Here is a 19082-nt window from a genome sequence, read left to right on the forward strand (position 1 = left end):
CCATCCCATTTCTAATGCTTGGATTGGGTGTTTGGTTTGTGCTGAGGGGGTTTAACCTGGATATTCCATATTTGAGTCCGCCTAAAATGGATACGGGAGTTGAGGTTTGTTCCGTTGCGGATCAGGTCCGCAATGACAACGGATCAGGTCCGCAATGACAACGGATCAGGTCCGCAATGACAACGGATCAGGTCCGCAATGACAACGGATCAGGTCCGCAATGACAACGGATCAGGTCCGCAATGACAACGGATCAGGTCCGCAATGACAACAGGTCGAACTATGAAATAAATAATTTTCTATTTTAATGCAGCATTCTAATCTGGATATAATTCCTTCCATTCGGGATTGGATTTATCGATAAGGTCATTTTTCCAGCTCCGTTGCCAATTTTTTAATTGCTTTTCCCTCCGGATAGCTACCCGGATATCAGAATATACCTCAAACCATACCAGTTTATTGCAATTATTCTTAGAGGTAAAGCCAATATTTAGCTTTTCTTTATGTTCTTTAATCCTCCTGCTCAGATTGTTAGTCACACCAATATATATTACAGAATTTGATGAATTGCTTAACATGTAGACGAAATATTGAGCCATAACTAAAATTATGAATTCATAATTTTAGAATTTTGGAGAATGAGTAAACGGTTGCTTTGCGGGTCAAGCCCGCAATGACAACGGGTCAAGCCCGCAATGACAACGGGTCAAGCCCGCAATGACAATGGATCAGGTCCGCAAGATGGTAGAATCAATCCAGCAATGACAACGAGCCTCTAGTCCGCAATGACAGTAGGATTCTGTCATTCCAGGCTTGACCTGTCATTCCGGGCTTGACCTGTCATTCCGGGCTTGACCTGTCATTCCGGGCCTGACCTGTCATTGCGGGCTTGACCCGCAACTAGCCCGCCATACTAAACAACTGCGTTTCCGGTTGGCTGGCCCATAGATGAGCATCAAAGGCCATACAGATATTTCTAAGGAATCGTTTTCCAGGCGGTGTTACAGCTAAACTATGATCCCTGATAATCAGCAATCCATCTTCCTGAAGTGTTTTAGCGCGCTCCAGCCCTGATACCATGGCATCAATCAAAGGCTCGTTTATATTCCAATCTGTTTTCCCTTTGCACATCAGATTTAAGATATGCTTCCGGATAATCAGATCCTCCTCCGATAAATGATGTCCTTTGAAAACAGGTAACTTTCCACTATTCACCATTTCGAGATAATCTTCTACCTTTTTAACATTTTGTGCAAAAGCAAACCAACTGTCACTGATTGATGAAACCCCAAGGCCTACCATCAATTGTGTGTATTGGTGGGTATAACCCATAAAATTCCGGTGAAGTTTTCCTGAATGTTCAGCCTTGAACAAGCTGTCGGTACTGAGTGCAAAATGATCCATGCCAATCTCTTCATAACCCATTGAAGTAAACATCTGACGGCCTAATTCATATAAACGTTGCTTCTCATCTACTGAGGGAAGATCTGCTTCTGTAAAACTCCTTTGTCCGGGTTTAATCCATGGCACATGGGCATAGCTATAAAATGCGATACGGTCGGGCATGAGTTTCTCAACCTGAAAGATCGTATCTCCCAGCCCTTCATAAGTTTGGAGCGGCAAGCCATAGATCAGATCAAAATTGATGGAAGAGTACCCAATCTTTCTTGCCAGTTCTGTTACAGCTTTTACCTGTTCAAAGCTTTGCATGCGATTGATTATTTTCTGCACCTTTGGATCAAAATCCTGTATACCAAGGCTCAGACGGCGAAAGCCCAAATCATATAAAGTTCTTAGATGGTCTTCTCTGGTATTGTTGGGATGAGCTTCAAAACTAAATTCTGCATCAGGATGTAAATCGGCACCCGCAGTCAGACCATTTATGAGAAGCTTTAGGTTTTCAGCAGCAAAGAAAGTTGGTGTACCTCCACCCAAATGAATTTCTCTGATTTTTGGTTTATCTGCAAATACCCCTTTGTACAATGCCCATTCTTTCAAAACTGACTGAATATAAGGATCTTCCACCTGATGATTCCGGGTAATCCGGGTATTGCAGCCGCAATAAGTACAGAGACTTTCGCAGAAAGGTAAATGCACGTACAAACTGATTCCATTCCCGGAATTACTTTGATCAAAAGAAAATTTAACAGATTCTTTCCATTGACTAATATCCGGAACATCGGTATTCCAATATGGAACAGTTGGATAACTGGTATATCGCGGAGCTGCCACGTGGTATTTATTAATCAGATTCTGGGTATTCATAATTAGTCGTTTGAGTCTAATATTTCAACGTTTTGAGCATCCATCAGCACATACACAGGCTTTACCTGAGCATTTTCCGGCCTGCCAGTTATCCAGGTTCTTAATGATCAGATTTGCAATTTCCTGAAGCGCTTCTTTAGTCAAAAATGCCTGATGAGGTGAAATAATTACATTCGGGAATGAAAGTAATTCTTCCATGATCGGATCTTTGACATGATCGGCACGATGATCAGAATAGAACATATCCTTCTCAAACTCATATCCATCCAGGCCGAGCCAGCCGATCTTAGCGGTCTTTAATGCCTTAATCAAATCTTCCGATTTGATTAATCCGCCTCTGCTGGTATTAATCAGCATCACACCATTCTTCATTTTGGAAATACTCTGCATATTAATGATATGCTTTGTTTCTGGGTTTAAAGGAATATGAAGGGAGATAATATCTGACTCTTCCAAAAGCTGCTCAAAACCAACTTCCTCTATACCATCCAGATTTGGAACCGGACTACTATCATGGCCAAGGATTTTACAGCCCAGGCTCCTGAAAACTGTGGCCGTTGCTTTTCCAATCGCTCCAAGCCCAACAATTCCCACAGTTTTTCCTTTAAAATTGAAACCTATATGCTGATCTATTCTGAAATCAAACTCACGGCTACTGTTCACTGTGGAGATGATCCTTCGGCCTAAAGAAAGAGCAAGCATTAGGGTGTATTCTGAAACAGCTGCGGGGGAATAAGACGGCACATTTGCCAGTTTGATATTTCTCTTACCAGCAGCTACCCTGTCAATATGATCGGTCGACACCGAACGTGTGGTAATGTATTTAATGCCAAGATCTGCCAGTTTTTCGATCACTTCTTCAGAAAGATCATCCTGGGTTGATACCACAACAGCCTCTTTGCCTTGTGCATAAACTGCAGTTTCAAGGCTTAGGGAATTGGAAATCAGTGTAATATCGTGTTGTTTTTGATTTGCACGAGCTACAAATTCTTTCTCAAACTCTCTAACACTATAGGCAACAACTTTCATTAATAAACATTTATTCCAAAAGTACTTTTAGGAATAAGGTTTCGTAATGAGTGATGTCATAAAGAAAAATGATCTTTATCAGTTTTTCATTTTATGGAGCTTGGAAAAATCGATGATATCAATCACGCTGCCTTTCTTTTCAATGATTCCTTCATCCTTAAAATCGCTCAGGGTTCTGCTAACTGTTTCTGTAGCCATGCCTGCCATTGATGCCAGGTCCTCCCTTGAGATGCGGATCTGGGCTTCAGAATTTTCTGTGGGATTTTGCTGCTTTGCCAGGCGAATCAGAATCTCGGCCATTCGTTTCCTTACTGAGTGATAGGCGAGCTGAAGTAATTGTTCCTCCTTCTCAATCAGATTGCTGGAGAGCACCTTTATAAATTTCTGACCAATATCTGTATAGGTATCAAGAAGCTGCTTTACGGTATCCTTAGGAAGAAGGCAGATTGTAGTATCATCTACAGCTTCAGTAGTTTCATTATAATGATCTCCGGAAAGCATGGCCTGAATTCCCAGATATTCATCCGGCCCATACATTCCTGTCACCAATTCTCTGCCGTCTTCACTTAATTTAACAGCCTTCACCCTCCCACTAAGTATTAAATATATGCCAGTTATTGCATCACTCTCATAATAAATAATCTGCTTTTTTCTGACCTGTTTAACCTTACGATCGGCGATAATTTTCTTCAATTCATCAAGACCCTGACCCTGATTCTGGTTAGTCAGAAGCTGGAGACTTTCAAACGATTTACTGTAAAAAGCTTCTATTTTTTCCTTTTTCTGAAAGCGCGACTCAATGGTATTCAGTAATTCCATATCATCAAAAGGCTTAGTCAGATAATCATCGGCACCCATGTCCATACCTTTTCTCATATCGGCCCTTTCAGCTTTTGCTGTGAGAAAAATGAAGGGGATATTAGAGGTTTCCCTATTTTTTGACAAGAGATATAAAACACCATAACCATCCAATTCAGGCATCATTATATCACAAAGTATCATATCAGGAATATGCTGCTGCGCCAGCTCCACCCCTATTTTACCATTATCTGCTTCCAAAACTTCATATCCTGCAAGTTGCAGAATTTCAACAGAACTATCCCTGATATCCTCGTTATCTTCGATTATTAGAATTTTCTTCTTTTTCATAGAATTTTACTGTGGGAAATTTAGGGTAAAAATTGTTTTCTGTTTAGGCAGACTTGTAAAATTAACCTTTCCACCCATCAAATTAACATAACGCATGATAATATTAAGCCCAAGACCTGTACCCGGAATATTTCCGGTATTGTTGGCCCTGAAAAACGGTTCAAATAAATGCTTGTGATCTGCTTCAGGTATGCCAATTCCATTATCTCTGACTGTAACAATACATTCCTTATCCGAAAGTTCAGTATTAAACTCAATGAAGGTATTCTCGCCAGAATATTTGATGGCATTAGAAATTAAATTGATAATACAGTTCCTAAGCAAATTCTGATCCAGTAACACCGTACTATACAGCCCGGTATGCTGATAAATGATATTCTGATCCTTCTTAGCCATCATTTGCATCTCCTCAGTAATCTCTTCAGAGAGTTTGACAATATCAAATTTCGAAAAAGCTGTTTCAATTTTACCTGCCTCCAGACGTTCGAGAGAGAGAAAATCATCCAGAATGGTCGTTAAATTACCGACTGAATTTTTAATCTTACTTACATGCTTTGAAATATTGGCTCCATCATCCTGAAGTTTATACTTTTCAATCAATGATGCAGATAATTGTATGGAGCTAAGTGGTGTTCGAAATTCATGGGAAGCCATTGATACAAACCGGCTTTTCAATTGATTGAGTTCCTTTTCCTTTTCGAGAGATTTACTAACCGTTTCTTTAGCCACCTCAAGTTCTGTTACAGACTTCTGAAGAGAATTTGTACGATCTTCAACTAATTTTTCGAGTTGTGAAGCATAATGCAATATCTGGGCCTCTGCTTCTTTTTCCCTGGTTAGGTCATGAATAAACCCGGTATAAATTGTTCTGCCTGAATACTTTACCTCACTTACTGCCAAACGGAAAGGAAATAAAGTACCATCCTTCTTCAGGCCTTTGACATCACGCCCCATACCAATGATATGGGGAGTACCCGTCCGCTGATAACGTGCAATGTATTCATCATGCTGACTCTTATCAGGCTGAGGCATCAGCATGGAAACATTCCTTCCGGTAACCTCCTCAATAGTATAGCCAAACAAGGCGCAAGCAGAAGGATTTATTGACTCAATTAGTCCACGCTCATCAATTGTAATGATTCCATCAATCGCATTTTCAATAATAGCATGTAATAATGCGCCTTTTTCAGTCATTTAACAAAAATAGTCTTTTGAATATAAAAATGAAGATTTGCCACTGAAAGTACTGTTTAAAATTCAGAAGTTCTCTTTCCTGATTTTGAAAATTCAGACTGTGGATTTATTGAAAAATTAATTCAAAGCCAGATAGAGTAGAGCGGCCAGACCAGCTCCAATCATAGGTCCCAGAACCGGTATCCATGAGTACGACCAGTCGCAGTTTCCTTTACCAGCTACCGGAAGTATTGCATGCATAATCCTTGGGCCGAGATCGCGTACCGGGTTAATTGCATATCCGGTTGTGCCCCCAAGGGAAAGCCCTATGGCCCAAACCAAAAACATTACAGGAATGGCGCCCAATGAGCCCAGACCAACAGGTGTTTTAGTGTCAGCTATTTCTGCACTTGTAAAATGGAATATCACGAACAGAAGCACAAAGGATCCTATAATTTCACTTGTAAGATTTGAAAAGGTATTTCTTATCGCAGGCCCGGTGCAAAATGCCGCAAGCTTTAATCCTTTGTCTTCAGTAGCTGTAAAATGATCTTTATACTTCAGCCAAACCAGTGAAGAGCCAAGCATTGCTCCAAGCATCTGAGCTAGCATATAGGCAGGAACCTGTGCCCAGTCAAACTTACCGCTTATTGCCAGTGCGAAGGTAACTGCAGGATTAAGATGTGCACCGCTGTAAGGAGCCGAAACAACTACCCCAACAAAAACTGCCAGTGCCCAGGCTGTAGTGATTACTATCCATCCCCCGCCGTTACCTTTGGTACCGGTTAAAACAACGTTGGCAACAACTCCATTACCCAGTAAGATCAATAGTGCTGTTCCTAAAAACTCAGCTGTAAAAGGTGTCATATCTGAAATTTCTATTTTAAAGGTTCACATTAGCTTTTGCGGCTCTTACAGCCCGGTTCCAGCCATTAACAAGATCATCATAATTTTCCAGATCCTCTGGTTCGAAATTTCTTTCAACCTGCCATTGTTCTGCAATTTCTTCAATACTCCCCCAAAAACCGGTTGCGAGCCCGGCAAGATAAGCTGCCCCAAGAGCAGTTACTTCGGTAACCTTTGGCCTGATAACCCTGCATTTCATAATATCAGCCTGGAATTGCATTAATAAATTATTGGCTGTGGCACCTCCATCTACACGCAATTCACTGATTGGAGTACCCGCATCCGCTTCCATTGCCTTCAATACATCCATTGTTTGAAAAGCAATACTTTCAAGGGCCGCTCGTGCAAAATGCCCTGAATTTGTACCCCTGGTAATCCCTGTAATTGTTCCTCTTGCATGCTGGTCCCAATGTGGTGCTCCCAATCCGGCAAAAGCCGGAACCATATAAACACCACCGGTATCTTTTACTTTTGCAGCCAGTTCTTCCACTTCAGCTGAGTTTTTGATCAGACCCAGCTCATCTCTCAGCCATTGAACTACGGCTCCACCAATAAAAATTCCTCCTTCGAGTGCATAAGTGACTTCTCCGTCTATTTTCCAGGCGATTGTAGTAAGTAGATTATTTGAAGATATTCTTGACTTTTTGCCTATGTTCATCAGCATGAAACATCCGGTACCATAGGTATTTTTTACCATGCCGACCTTTGTGCACATCTGACCAAAAAGTGCTGCCTGCTGATCACCTGCAATTCCGGCAATAGGAATTTTAGCAGCAAGAATATCCCCTGCAGTTTCGCAAAATACTTCACTTGATGATTTGACCTCTGGCAACATGGCCATAGGAATATCGAATATTCCGAGCAATTCCTTATCCCATTCAAGGGTATTGATGTCAAAAAGCATCGTCCGGGATGCATTACTTACATCCGTAAAATGACATTTACCTCCCGACAATTTCCAGATCAACCAGCTATCTACCGTTCCAAAAAGCAATTTTCCCTGTTCCGCACTTTCTCTTGCTCCTTTAACATTTTCAAGAATCCACCTCACTTTAGTTGCTGAAAAATAAGAATCAATGATCAGACCGGTCTTTCTCTGGATTTTTTCACCATGTTCTTTTCGGATTGAATCGCAATAATCGGAAGTTCTCCGATCCTGCCAAACAATTGCATTATAAACAGGAAGCCCGGTTTCTTTATCCCAAACGACGGTCGTTTCCCTTTGGTTTGTAATTCCAATGGCATGGATATCCCTGGGATTCAGTCCCGCTTTAACCATCGCCTCAGTTGCTACTGAAACCTGTGTTGACCAGATCTCTACAGGATCATGTTCCACCCATCCTGGCTTGGGATAGATTTGCTCAAATTCCTTTTGCGAAACTGCAACGATACTGCCCTTACGGTTAAATATAATGGCTCTGGAACTTGTCGTACCCTGATCGAGTGATAAAATATAATCTGGCATATTGATATTAATTTATTCAGCCGGATTGTTTATGGCCTAATTAAATATGAGAAAAATATGTAATATTGACGATAATATTTACCTATTAAAAGGTATCATGGCTTGCGAATATATTTCAGCAGCATGAATTTTATTGTTTTTGATTAAAGTTAAAACCGGATAAATTTATCCACAAATACATCAGCTCTTAAACATGAATATAGGAATCATAGGCCTCGGTGACATGGGCTGTATCTACGCTAAGTCTTTTGCTAAAGCCGGATACAGAGTTTACGGATGCGACCTGCCTAATCGTAGAGAATTACTTGAAACTGAGCTGAGCCCTTACGGGATTGAAGTAATGGATGATGGCAAAGCTATATCACGAATTTCTGATGTGATCATTTATTCTGTTGAAGCTGAACGAATTGCTGAAGTTCTGAGTTTATATGGTGCATACACCAAGTATGGAGCAATTGTCGCCGGACAAACTTCTGTTAAACATCCTGAAATAGAAGCTTTTGAAAAATACCTTCCGAAGGATGCCCATATCATAACCTGCCATTCCCTGCATGGTCCCGGATTTGATCCGAAGGGCCAAAAAATGATTGTTATCCCGCACAGAACCACCAAAGAAGCATATCAGCGTATGACAGATCTTCTATCTACATTGGGTTCGGTGCTTGTAGAAATAGCAGATTTTCATGAACATGATAAAATTGTTGCTGATACACAGGCGGTGACTCATATGGGTTTCGAGAGTATGGGAACTGCATGGAAAGAAGCAGGTTTCTTTCCATGGGAGAATGCTTCATATCTGGGAGGGATTGATAATGTTAAGATCTTGATAACACTTAGAATCTTTAGTTATAAGGCCCATATTTATGGCGGACTCGCAATTTTGAATCCATATGCCCGTCATCAGATCAAGCGATATGCTATTTCTGAATCTGAGTTATTTAAGCTGATGATCAAGGAAGAGGAGGCAGCCTTCCGCAAGCGGCTATACCAGGCAAGGGACTTTATTTTCGGCAAGGATCATAAACCGGTCATGCTGGATGAAAAAGTGATGCAGGAATTCTCCTTATCTGCAGGATCAGAAAGCCGGAAGCCAAATTCTCACCTCAGTCTGCTAAGTATGGTTGATGCATGGCACCATCTTGGCATTAATCCTTATGATAATCTGATCTGTCAGACACCCCCATTTAGATTGAGATTGGGCATCGCTGAATACCTTTTCAAAAATGAAGAATTACTTGAAGAGTCGATCAATACAGCATTATTTGACAAGACCATTCGCGGCGATGATCTGGAATTCCATTCAGCTGTCAGGGAATGGACCTCACTCATTGTTTACGGTGATATGGAGGGTTATAAACAGCACTTTGACCAGGTGAAAACATTCTTTGCCGGAAGACTTGATCAGGGAAGGGCACAGAGTGCCGAACTGATCAGAAAGCTTGAAATGGAATAGGAATAATGCTTTCAATACTCTGATTCAGGATATTTCATTAATTTATATATTAAAATCCCATTGTAATTTCTTTAATATGTGACCGCTATCATATTTTAAGAATTCTTTAATGCCCTTATTTGTACTCGTGGATTAACCCTTTTTAATTCTTTTCATGAGTCATACATTTCATATTCCTGTACTTGGCCTTGCCTATTCAGTAGACACACCAATAAAAGTTGCCCGATATGGTATCAGTTCGGTGGTGTCAATTGTAGATGATATTTTAATTGAACGAATGCGTCAATTATATACCGAAAAAATCAATGAGGAATTTGTTCCTATCGATCCTAAGGAAGCTAATTTCCGTAGTAAAAGAATCACGGCATACCTTAATCTTGTTAAGAAGATCGTTGACAAACAGTTCGAAACACTGCGCAATGAAGCATTTGCAGAGGGTACTGACATCACAAGGTATTTTAATCTCCTGCCGGAAAGCTCTCCGCTAAAAATAAAATATCATCAAATGCTCAATGAAGGGGATGCGGTAAAGCGTATTGCCCTGCAAAATGAATTACGCAATGAAATTGAAAAGGGCGAGATTCAGGTCAACATAATGGCTAAAGTCGACCGTATGAACCCAAATACTACCGGTGAGCAAATTTCGGATGCATTATCTGCTTTGAAGGGATTTGCAGAGAGCGAATTAAATACCCCTGTAGTCCTGTCGGCCGGAATGAATCCCCGACTGTACAGCTATCTTGAAAATTTTCAAGAATTCTTACCCGGTCAATTCAGCAATTTCAGAAAAAGTGTTATTCTGAAGGTAAGTGATTTCAGGTCTGCATTAATACAGGCAAAATTTCTTGCTAAAAAAGGTCTTTGGGTTTCAGAATTCCGTGTTGAATCAGGTCTGAATTGCGGTGGACATGCGTTCGCAACCGAAGGATACCTCCTGGGTCCGATTTTGGAAGAATTTAAAACCAAAAAGCAGGAAATGATCGATGAATTATATCAGATTTACAGCAAGGCAATAGAAGAAAAAGGAATTCAGCTATCAAGCGTTCCAAAATTAAAGATCAGTGTTCAGGGGGGTATTGGAACTTCAGATGAGAACGATTTTCTGATGAAGCATTATCAGCTTGATGCCACCGGATGGGGCAGCCCCTTTTTACTGGTACCTGAAGCAACAAATGTGGATGCCGAAACACTTGAACTACTTTCTACGGCTACTCATGATGATTTTTATATCAGTGGTTCATCACCACTTGGGATACCCTTCAACAATTTCAGAAAAAGCACTGCCGAGAAACAGCGTCTTGAGCGGATTGCTAAAGGCAGGCCCGGAAGTCCATGTGTTAAAAAATTCTTGTCATCCAATACCGAATTTACTGAACAACCAATCTGCACCGCATCCAGAGAGTATCAGAATCTTAAAATCAAGCAACTGGAAGCAGAAGGCTTGCATGCGGAAGAATTTAAGACAAAATTTGAGGAGATAACCGAAAAACTATGTCTTTGTGAAGGACTTGCAGCACCGGCATACTTAAAAAACAATATTCTTAAACCCAAAGAGAGTCAGGCTACAGTCATTTGTCCGGGACCTAATATTGCTTATTTCAGCGGTAAGTTTTCACTGGATGAGATGGTCAGCCATATTTATGGTAAACTCAACTTATTGAATGACCCTAATCGTCCTAACCTCTTTGTCAATGAGCTCAGTCTTTATGTGGAATACCTCAAAAAAGATATCAGCAAGCAGATTCAGGAAATGAACGACAAAAAAGCAAAATACATTGTAAAATTTAAAGAGCAGCTGGAAAACGGAATCGAATACTATAAACAACTGATTCCCAAAATTACTGACCAGACTGAAGTTTACAGGAAGAAAATGTTGAATGAACTCCTTGAAATTGAAGAAAAATTACAGCATTTAAATCCTGTTGTTGAGCAGAGGGTCTAAGCGACCAAACAATCAGCCGGCTCTAAAATTAAGAGCCGGTTTTTTTATGCAATCTCAAAAAATCCTTCTTGTTTTAAGTTTTCAAAGCTCTAATAACACTTCATTCATTCATACTTGTTCAATAAGATAAAAATACATACATCTTCCTGAATTACAGATACTTAATCTCATAAAAAAGTGACTAAAAAATCATTTAAATATGACTAAAGTCATAGTATAAAGAGATAATTCTCAATAAATTGGATGTAAGAAAACTAAATTAAAAATTATGAGAAAGATCTTATTAGCTACATCAATGATCGGTGTATGCGTATTGCTGAGCTGCAATAGCGGAACAGAACAAAGTGCCGGTACACAAACCAGTGAGGAAAGTCAGGCCGTCGGACAGTCGGGCGTTCAGGATGACATGTCGCAAAAGAACGTTGTTCAGGTTGCAGCGGGCAGTAAAGACCACACTACCTTAGTGACTGCTGTTCAAGCAGCAAAATTGGTCGATGCATTAAGTAATGCGGGGCCCTTTACCGTGTTCGCTCCTACGAATGCAGCTTTTGATAAATTGCCGGCAGGAACTGTTGATGGTCTTTTAAAACCCGAAAGCATTGATGACCTGACTAACATCCTGCAGTACCATGTTACTGTTGGGGTATTTAAGACAGAGAGCTTAAGCGATGGACAAGTAATAGGCCAGGTAAACGGAAATGACGTTACCATTGGTGTAAAAGATGGAAAGGTGACGGTCAACGGAGCTAACATTGTTGCTTCAGTACCCGCATCAAATGGTATCATTCACGTAATTGATGCAGTATTATTACCACCTGCAGCTAATTAAACTTAAACCGAAGAAAGAGTTTTTGCAAATGACAAGGGGATTACTTTTCAGTAATCCCCTTGCTTGCCTGTGACCGATTCCGGTTCTTTTTATTACTATTTCCCGTGCACCCCGGTTTTAATATCTTTGGTTGTTTTCTGATATTCAAAAACCTTATCTCTTATAATTCCGGAGATACTAATAGCCCTCTCCTTAGCAAGTTCAGCCTTTGAACCTTCAAACAATTGATCCACAGTTAGAATGAAAAGCTTGTTCCATCGATCAAAATGAGTTTTACTAAGCGGTTCAATAGCGTGTAAATGCTTGTGCAAATGTACCGGATTACCTTCATAAGATCCTGTAAAAAGGATTACATTTTCCCAGAAATCATATAAGAGTGGGATATGTGTTGACCAGTTAACCTTAGCAACATCCTGAAAAATAAACCCAAGTTGTTTATCGGCTAATACTTTTTTATAGAAAGCATCAACCATAAGTTCAATATCAGATCTATTTTCAATATCCTTTTTCAAGCTATTTTTCAGTATAAATATCAGCAAGTTTATTTAAACCTTCATCAGGACAACATTCCTGAATCAGTGGAAATATCACACGGTCTTCCTTACGTACATGGCTTTCGAGAGCCCGTCCGATTACATCAAGCTGAGTAGGAAGATCCTGATCAATATTTATAGAATTAAACAGGGAATGTAATTCCTGATGTTCGGCTTTCATACAAGTAAGTAAACTATCCAGAGTAGCATTTATACCCTTTATCATTGGTATCATTTTCTCTTCCTTTTCAAAATGATCTAACAGCTCTTCCCGATAATATTTCATTGCATACTCTGCTTTCCCTTCTGCATCAAGCGGAAGTCCCTTGAAAGGAGGTGAATCTGATCGTAACAACCTGGCCAGTATCAATGTCCCGTGATGATCTCTTGATAATGGAATAAGTGCTTCATGTCTTTTCATATCACAGATCTTTAGAGTTAAACTTCAAGGTGGAATACCACACTGGTATTACAATCCAGGATAGCAGCACAAAAAATGAAAATATAAGGCCATTGCTTGCTCCGAAAAAGTCTTTGAATACTGCACCTGTATAACCCATCATCGCCGAAACATCCAGTTGAAGCAGAATCAAAATACGGCTCAGATCAATTGGGTTTAATGCACTTAAGCCTATCATTGCATTTTCCATCGGATAGTCTGCAAATTGAAATAAGATAAATAGAACCAATCCGTCGAACAAGAGCGAAAAGTATAACCACAGCATGATAGCTGCCCCAATTCCTTTGGCCTTATCCCGTGTTTGTACGGTAGCCAGAAATGCGATTGCTGCAAAAATAATACTGAGTAACACCCCGGTTAAAATCATGGTGAATCCAACTAAATTGGCCTGATAGATCAAGACCGGGACACCTGCACCTATTAAAAATGCAATTGAAAGTGAGGAGGCTAAGCCGGTGAACAAACTGAGCCAGATCGTATTTCTTTTCAAAGGCTGACTCACCAGAAGCTCTATGAACTCTGCAGAATTGTACATATAAATGGTTGAGAATATGATGCTAACCAAAGGAACAACGATTAGAATTATATTCAATAAACTTAAAAGACCTTTACTGCTGTTATCTTCCAGACTGAACACACTGAATGATGCCGCAAGTAAAAAAACGGTATAGATAAGCACAATTTTATTGCGCAGGATATCTGTAATTACATATTTTATAATCTTATTCATAATTGCTGATCATTACCTGTGCAATTGATTTAACCAATCTTTCTTCCCCGGTATCCTGCCTTAATTCTTCGATGCTCTTATGGAAAATAAGTTTCCCTTCCTGCATGTATATGATCCGGGTAACCAAATCATCCAAATCACTCAGGATATGAGAAGTGATTAGTACAAGTTTTCCTTTATCCCTTTCAGCCAGGATCTTTTCTTTAAAAAGTTCTGATGCTACCGGATCAAGACCAGCAGTTGGTTCATCAAGAATTAGTACTGAGGGATTGAACAAAAAGGCGAGCGCTGCACTTACTTTTTGTATAGTTCCACCCGACAAAGTACCCATACGCTTGTTCAATAGGTTCTGAACCGAAAAAGCCTTAATCAAATCCTCATCCAGACCTTCAGATTTGCCACGGATGTCTTTCATCATCCCCAATACCTGCCCGATGGTCATATTATCAGGATAACGACCCATTTGGGGCATATAACCAATCTGATCCCGGTACTGCCAATGGTTTAGAATATTATTACCTTTAAATGTAATTGAACCACTATCCGGAACTACCATTCCCAGAATTGTTTTGATCAGAGTAGTCTTACCGCAACCGTTTGGCCCGATCAGAGCAATACATTCTGATTTCTCACAGATTGTTGTTACACCGTCCAGAGCTTTCAGTTTGCCAAAGTGCTTGCTGATATTTTTTAATTGAATCATATTTCTTCTATTTCATCTCTGCCCAAAATATTTATTGGGCAATAAGCCCATTAAAAGGCTCTTTTCATCATTGGAGCAGGATCTTTCAGGTTTTCAGGAGTGAGGCTCGGTATTAGTTTTTCTGTTTTATCGAGCAGACTAGTTATAAAACTTCTAAAAAGGATCATTGCCGGAGGATATTTTTCAACGATCATTGAATACATGCTTACCGGACGGTAAGGTATATCTCCTATCTTATCCTTATCAAGATCATATCCATCATATTTATCCCAATAATTATTATTAAACCGATTAAGAACCAATGAGCCATTGGTACCCACATCAAATGTATTTCCTATGAAATTATTTAGCTCAAGCACTACATCCATACAACTCGCCTGAATTTTTAAAGCCCATCCATTGTTCTCAAAAACGTTGCGTTTCATATAGATCCTGTTGGCTCCTTCCATATAAATTCCACTGGTATTCCTTTTGAAATAATTACCCTCCATAAAACCATCTGAAATTTCTTTGAGCAAAATTCCATGAGCAGCATCTCCCCAGTTCTCTTCAAAATAATTGCTGAACATTTTGATTCGGTTAGAGTACATAACAGATACTCCCGAGCCATTATTTCTGAAAACATTGTTCACATACATATCATCATTTGAGAACATAAAATGTAATCCATAGCGGAGATTATTCTTTGACACATTTCTCCAGATCACAGAATTCTTAACAAACTCAAAGTATATTCCATCACGGTGGCCGGATATTTGATTCCCGATTACTCTCAGGCTATCCCCTTTCCAGCAATGAATTCCATTCCCACTCTGCTGCTCTTCCAAACCTATTGCAATGAGCTGATTGTTTTCTATACTGCAGTTTACACCGTTCTGGATATATATTCCGAAAAAAGTATCTTCCAGAATATTATTCCTGATAACAACATTCCTGCTGTCATATACTTTAATTCCACTTAGGTCTTCAAGACTCGATATACCACTATGTATTAATTTGAATCCGTCGACAACAGCTCCATCTGCTGTTATGGAGATAATCTCGTATTTTTTTTCACCATCCAATACAGGAGAACCAATACCTTTCAGGACAATACTTTTATCTATAATCAGATTCTTTTCTCTGTAATGCCCGGCATCAACGAAAATGGTATCTCCTGGCAGAGCTGCATCCATCGCAGAAATGATTGTCTTGTGACTACGCTTTGCTCCAACATAAATATTAGCTGCTGAGGCACTGCAATATAAAAGTGTAAAAAATATGAAAGGAAAATATCTCACTTCAGTATCTCCTCCCAGGTAATTTTATTTCCGTAAAATGTCTGAACGGCATTTTCCAGGCTATCATTATGGCTGAAAGCGGCAATATTGCCATTCATCGGACTTTTTAAGGAAGGGCTTTGAAGGAAAAATGCATTTTCAACATTAATAAGAGCATGTGGTTCGTTGAAATCTACAAAATAAACACCTGAAATGTCCTCATCTTTAACTTTATCCTCATATAAGAACTGGGACAGGCAATGCTGGTCATCAAACTTATGCTTTTTACCCTTTTTTGTTACAATTTGGGCTCCAAACCTGGAATCACTGATCGTCATTTTGCAAAAATCACAATTGTCTTTCCCAATTCGTATTGGTTCTGGTTCCGTACTGCAGGAACTAAAAAGCAGAGAAAGTAGTCCGACAATAACCAGATTTAAAGCGCCTTTAGGGTGTTTACTTTTGTTTTTTCTTTTCCACTCAAAAACAACAACACCCAAAAGAACAACACCAGCTCCTATAAAGATCCATCCACCGGTATCAGGAATTGAATAGGCCCCAAAATTAAGAAGCTGTTTAAATCCGATCAATGGCGGCTGATAAGCCATGCCAGGTACTATGATGGCTGCATTTGGATCCAGATTATGACCGTAATCGTATTCCCATCTCCAAAAATCAACCATTGCCAATACTCCAAAGAGAATAAATAATCCTAGGAGGAAGTTGATAAGCTTCCTTCTGGCAAGCAGACCGGCCAGAACAAAAAAGGCAGCAAAAAATAATATGATGCCCGGAAGCACTTTAAATTCAACAAAATCATCCGCATGAAGCGTCTTCATTCCAATATAATGATTCAATCCGTTTATAATCTCCACATTTCCGGCCAGCTTATTTGCATGAATCAATAAACTTAAGCCCTCTGGATATTGGGGTGCATCCAGTTCAATTCTCCAGATTGGAGTAAAGAGTACCAGAACTAAAGAAAGACCGCATACAACGAGTGCAATGCTGCTTGTTTTGGCAATTTTATTATTATTCATAATAAATTGATAAAAAAAGAGAGATATGAAATTGCTTAAAGCATTTTTCATACCTCTCCCTGATGAAAATTATTTCTTTGCAGCAGCACTGTTAGCGACTGCCTTATCTTTTTCCGCGATATTAGTACCGGTACTAAAACTAATCGGCACATTACTTCCTGCAGGAGAAACACGCACATATCCTGACATTTCCTGGTGTAATGCACTACAGAAGTCGGTACAATACATTGGGTACATACCGGCTTTTAGCGGAATCCATTTCAAGGTAGTTGTTTCACCCGGCATAACTAAAAGTTCGGCATTTAAAGCTCCTTTAACTGCAAAACCATGTGGAACATCCCAATCCTGTTCAAGGTTGGTGGTATGGAAATAAACTTCATCGCCTACTCTGACTCCTTCAATATTATCAGGGGTAAGGTGTGAGCGCATCAAGGTCATGTTAATATGCACCTTATTTCCTTCACGCCATACTTTTGCCTCTTTCTCACCTTTAGCAACGTAAGGGTGTTTATTTTCTTCGATCTTAAAGAACTTAGTTGAATTGTTTTTTATTACATCAGCAGCAACTCCCTGGGCATAGTGAGGTTCACCAATAGTAGGGAAATCTAATAATAATTGCATTTTATCTCCGCTGATATCATACAACTGAGCACTCTGAGAAAGTTCAGGGCCTGTAGGCAAATAACGGTCCTTGGTGATTTTATTATAAGCTACCAGGTATTTTCCTGTTGGCTTTTTGGAGTCTCCTCCCGGAATCATCAGGTGACCTACAGAATAGTAAGTAGGAACTCTGTCTAAAACTTTAAGATCCTTTACATTCCATTTTACAACCTCACTTGAAACGAACATGGAAGTGTACGCATTTCCTTTATCGTCAAATTCTGTGTGCAATGGGCCTAAGCCTGGCTTTTTAACCTCACCGTACAAGGCAGCTTCATACTTGATGACTGGAATACCATCATATTCGCCGTCAAAGGCTTTATCTGCGATAGCTTTCTGGATTTTATCAAAACTGAATACAGGAATCAATGCAGCAAGTTTACCGCTACCAACGATGTACTCACCTGTTGGATCAACGTCGCAACCATGTGGAGATTTAGGGCATGGAATCATATAAACCAATCCTGGGAAATCTCTGATATCCAGAACGGTTACCTGATTCTTGATTGTTGAAGTTGCAGTATGAGTGCTTTCATCAAAACGATTGCTGGCATATTTTACAGCCTGTTTGCGACCCTTACCTTCTTTGATTAGTTTTTCAGCCATCTTCCAGTTTACTGCCATGATAAAATCCTTATCACGTTTGGATGCATTCACTTCCAATAAAGTATTGGCTTGCTCAGTATTATAAGTACTGAAGAAGAACCAGCCGTTGGATTTTCCTTTTCCGGCATGACTCAGGTCAAAATTAACGCCGGGACCCTGCAACTGGAATGCAACATCCATGTTTCCACTGGTCTTATCTACACTAATAAAGCTGATTGTACCTTTAAAATTCTCCTTATAAGTATTGATCGGAACATCCCCATTTTTATCATCCGGTGGAATACTAAATCTGGTTCCTGCAACAATATATTCTGAGTTCTCTGTAATAAAGGGTGAAGAGTGGTTACCACCACTGTTTGGAAGCTCCAGAATCTCTGCAGTACGGAATGTTTTCAGATCAATTCTGGCAACACGCGGAGTATTGTTTCCATTGGCAAATACCCAGCGACCATCAATTTCGCCATTGGTTTGGGACATAGAGACGTGGTGAAGATCATCCCATGGAACATTTCCGTGAGAGGTATTTAACATTGGCTTGGTTTCTTCAGAATAACCCCAGCCCTTTTCAGGGTCTACTGAAAAAACAGGGATTACACGAAGCAGTCTGCCGCTTGGAAGCCCGTAAACAGAAAGTTGTCCGCTAAATCCCCCGGATACGAAGTTATAATACTCATCATATTTACCCGGGGCAACATACACTTTGGCAGCAGCATCTCCGCTAACAACAGAGCCTGCATCTTTTGGCTTACAAGCATTCATGCTTGTTAATAATGCAAGGGCAGCCATCCCCTGTACATATTTGGAATTTATCTTCATTTTTTTAATAATATGGTTTCAATAATTTTAGTTTAACTCTCCTTTTTATGTTTTAAAAAGAACA

General features: G+C 39.8%; 17 protein-coding genes. 3 read left to right on the forward strand and 14 right to left on the reverse strand.

Annotation, left to right across the window (positions count from 1 at the left end; all coding sequences use genetic code 11):
- Positions 1–317 precede the first annotated feature (317 nt).
- From Q8M41_RS03570 to glpK, 7 genes are all read right to left on the reverse strand, one after another.
- Positions 318–599, reverse strand: coding sequence for a GIY-YIG nuclease family protein (locus Q8M41_RS03570; protein ID WP_305363871.1), 282 nt, complete (start codon positions 597–599; stop codon positions 318–320).
- A 301-nt stretch (positions 600–900) separates the two neighbouring features.
- Positions 901–2265 carry an oxygen-independent coproporphyrinogen III oxidase gene (gene hemN / locus Q8M41_RS03575; protein ID WP_305363872.1) on the reverse strand — a complete coding sequence of 455 codons (1365 nt, stop codon included), beginning with the start codon at positions 2263–2265 and terminating at the stop codon, positions 901–903.
- Between the two features lie 24 nt (positions 2266–2289).
- Complete coding sequence (locus Q8M41_RS03580; protein WP_305363873.1) at positions 2290–3294, reverse strand: 2-hydroxyacid dehydrogenase; 1005 nt, start codon at positions 3292–3294, stop codon at positions 2290–2292.
- 78 nt (positions 3295–3372) lie between these two features.
- Positions 3373–4443, reverse strand: a complete 1071-nt coding sequence (locus tag Q8M41_RS03585) for a response regulator (RefSeq protein ID WP_305363874.1) — start codon at positions 4441–4443, stop codon at positions 3373–3375.
- A 6-nt stretch (positions 4444–4449) separates the two neighbouring features.
- A complete protein-coding gene (locus tag Q8M41_RS03590; RefSeq protein ID WP_305363875.1) occupies positions 4450–5637 on the reverse strand; it encodes a PAS domain-containing sensor histidine kinase in 1188 nt (395 codons plus the stop codon).
- A 117-nt stretch (positions 5638–5754) separates the two neighbouring features.
- Positions 5755–6483, reverse strand: a complete 729-nt coding sequence (locus Q8M41_RS03595) for an MIP/aquaporin family protein (protein WP_305363876.1) — start codon at positions 6481–6483, stop codon at positions 5755–5757.
- Between the two features lie 16 nt (positions 6484–6499).
- Positions 6500–7987 (reverse strand): glycerol kinase GlpK, encoded by a 1488-nt coding sequence (gene glpK / locus Q8M41_RS03600; RefSeq protein WP_305363877.1) that lies wholly within the window; start codon positions 7985–7987, stop codon positions 6500–6502.
- 193 nt (positions 7988–8180) lie between these two features.
- Between glpK and Q8M41_RS03605 the strand changes: the two genes are divergently transcribed.
- The 3 genes from Q8M41_RS03605 to Q8M41_RS03615 all read left to right on the forward strand — a co-directional run bounded on the left by Q8M41_RS03605 (position 8181) and on the right by Q8M41_RS03615 (position 12211).
- The gene (locus Q8M41_RS03605) at positions 8181–9440 is read left to right on the forward strand and encodes a prephenate dehydrogenase (protein ID WP_305363878.1); all 1260 of its coding nucleotides are present in this window, start codon (positions 8181–8183) and stop codon (positions 9438–9440) included.
- A 154-nt stretch (positions 9441–9594) separates the two neighbouring features.
- Positions 9595–11382 carry a hypothetical protein gene (locus Q8M41_RS03610; RefSeq protein WP_305363879.1) on the forward strand — a complete coding sequence of 596 codons (1788 nt, stop codon included), beginning with the start codon at positions 9595–9597 and terminating at the stop codon, positions 11380–11382.
- A gap of 268 nt (positions 11383–11650) precedes the next feature.
- Complete coding sequence (locus Q8M41_RS03615; RefSeq protein ID WP_305363880.1) at positions 11651–12211, forward strand: fasciclin domain-containing protein; 561 nt, start codon at positions 11651–11653, stop codon at positions 12209–12211.
- Between the two features lie 95 nt (positions 12212–12306).
- Here the strand turns inward: Q8M41_RS03615 and Q8M41_RS03620 are convergent, their stop codons facing one another.
- The 7 genes from Q8M41_RS03620 to nosZ form a co-directional block, all read right to left on the reverse strand.
- Complete coding sequence (locus tag Q8M41_RS03620; RefSeq protein WP_305363881.1) at positions 12307–12723, reverse strand: group III truncated hemoglobin; 417 nt, start codon at positions 12721–12723, stop codon at positions 12307–12309.
- A gap of 1 nt (position 12724) precedes the next feature.
- On the reverse strand, positions 12725–13165 hold the full coding sequence (locus Q8M41_RS03625; protein ID WP_305363882.1) for a hemerythrin domain-containing protein: 441 nt from the start codon (positions 13163–13165) through the stop codon (positions 12725–12727).
- A gap of 1 nt (position 13166) precedes the next feature.
- Positions 13167–13934 (reverse strand): ABC transporter permease, encoded by a 768-nt coding sequence (locus Q8M41_RS03630; RefSeq protein WP_305363883.1) that lies wholly within the window; start codon positions 13932–13934, stop codon positions 13167–13169.
- Complete coding sequence (locus tag Q8M41_RS03635) at positions 13927–14637, reverse strand: ABC transporter ATP-binding protein (RefSeq protein ID WP_305363884.1); 711 nt, start codon at positions 14635–14637, stop codon at positions 13927–13929. Before Q8M41_RS03635 ends, Q8M41_RS03630 begins: the two co-directional genes overlap by 8 nt.
- A gap of 50 nt (positions 14638–14687) precedes the next feature.
- Positions 14688–15812, reverse strand: a complete 1125-nt coding sequence (locus tag Q8M41_RS03640; protein ID WP_305363885.1) for a nitrous oxide reductase family maturation protein NosD — start codon at positions 15810–15812, stop codon at positions 14688–14690.
- A gap of 101 nt (positions 15813–15913) precedes the next feature.
- Positions 15914–16936 carry a nitrous oxide reductase accessory protein NosL gene (locus Q8M41_RS03645; RefSeq protein WP_305363886.1) on the reverse strand — a complete coding sequence of 341 codons (1023 nt, stop codon included), beginning with the start codon at positions 16934–16936 and terminating at the stop codon, positions 15914–15916.
- A gap of 69 nt (positions 16937–17005) precedes the next feature.
- Positions 17006–19018, reverse strand: coding sequence for a Sec-dependent nitrous-oxide reductase (gene nosZ / locus Q8M41_RS03650; protein ID WP_305363887.1), 2013 nt, complete (start codon positions 19016–19018; stop codon positions 17006–17008).
- Positions 19019–19082 lie beyond the last annotated feature (64 nt).

The organism is Daejeonella sp. (assembly GCF_030684675.1).
Lineage (GTDB): Bacteria > Bacteroidota > Bacteroidia > Sphingobacteriales > Sphingobacteriaceae > Daejeonella.

What these genes read in the sequence shown, in the direction of transcription:
- Q8M41_RS03635 (WP_305363884.1), bottom strand. Translation starts at nt 14,637, where the DNA reads ATGATTCAATTAAAAAATATCAGCAAGCACTTTGGCAAACTGAAAGCT.
- Q8M41_RS03640 (WP_305363885.1), bottom strand. Translation starts at nt 15,812, where the DNA reads ATGGATGCAGCTCTGCCAGGAGATACCATTTTCGTTGATGCCGGGCAT.
- Q8M41_RS03595 (WP_305363876.1), bottom strand. Translation starts at nt 6,483, where the DNA reads ATGACACCTTTTACAGCTGAGTTTTTAGGAACAGCACTATTGATCTTA.
- Q8M41_RS03570 (WP_305363871.1), bottom strand. Translation starts at nt 599, where the DNA reads ATGGCTCAATATTTCGTCTACATGTTAAGCAATTCATCAAATTCTGTA.
- Q8M41_RS03580 (WP_305363873.1), bottom strand. Translation starts at nt 3,294, where the DNA reads ATGAAAGTTGTTGCCTATAGTGTTAGAGAGTTTGAGAAAGAATTTGTA.
- glpK (WP_305363877.1), bottom strand. Translation starts at nt 7,987, where the DNA reads ATGCCAGATTATATTTTATCACTCGATCAGGGTACGACAAGTTCCAGA.
- hemN (WP_305363872.1), bottom strand. Translation starts at nt 2,265, where the DNA reads ATGAATACCCAGAATCTGATTAATAAATACCACGTGGCAGCTCCGCGA.
- Q8M41_RS03590 (WP_305363875.1), bottom strand. Translation starts at nt 5,637, where the DNA reads ATGACTGAAAAAGGCGCATTATTACATGCTATTATTGAAAATGCGATT.
- Q8M41_RS03585 (WP_305363874.1), bottom strand. Translation starts at nt 4,443, where the DNA reads ATGAAAAAGAAGAAAATTCTAATAATCGAAGATAACGAGGATATCAGG.
- Q8M41_RS03615 (WP_305363880.1), top strand. Translation starts at nt 11,651, where the DNA reads ATGAGAAAGATCTTATTAGCTACATCAATGATCGGTGTATGCGTATTG.
- Q8M41_RS03605 (WP_305363878.1), top strand. Translation starts at nt 8,181, where the DNA reads ATGAATATAGGAATCATAGGCCTCGGTGACATGGGCTGTATCTACGCT.
- Q8M41_RS03645 (WP_305363886.1), bottom strand. Translation starts at nt 16,936, where the DNA reads ATGAATAATAATAAAATTGCCAAAACAAGCAGCATTGCACTCGTTGTA.
- Q8M41_RS03630 (WP_305363883.1), bottom strand. Translation starts at nt 13,934, where the DNA reads ATGAATAAGATTATAAAATATGTAATTACAGATATCCTGCGCAATAAA.
- Q8M41_RS03610 (WP_305363879.1), top strand. Translation starts at nt 9,595, where the DNA reads ATGAGTCATACATTTCATATTCCTGTACTTGGCCTTGCCTATTCAGTA.
- Q8M41_RS03625 (WP_305363882.1), bottom strand. Translation starts at nt 13,165, where the DNA reads ATGAAAAGACATGAAGCACTTATTCCATTATCAAGAGATCATCACGGG.
- nosZ (WP_305363887.1), bottom strand. Translation starts at nt 19,018, where the DNA reads ATGAAGATAAATTCCAAATATGTACAGGGGATGGCTGCCCTTGCATTA.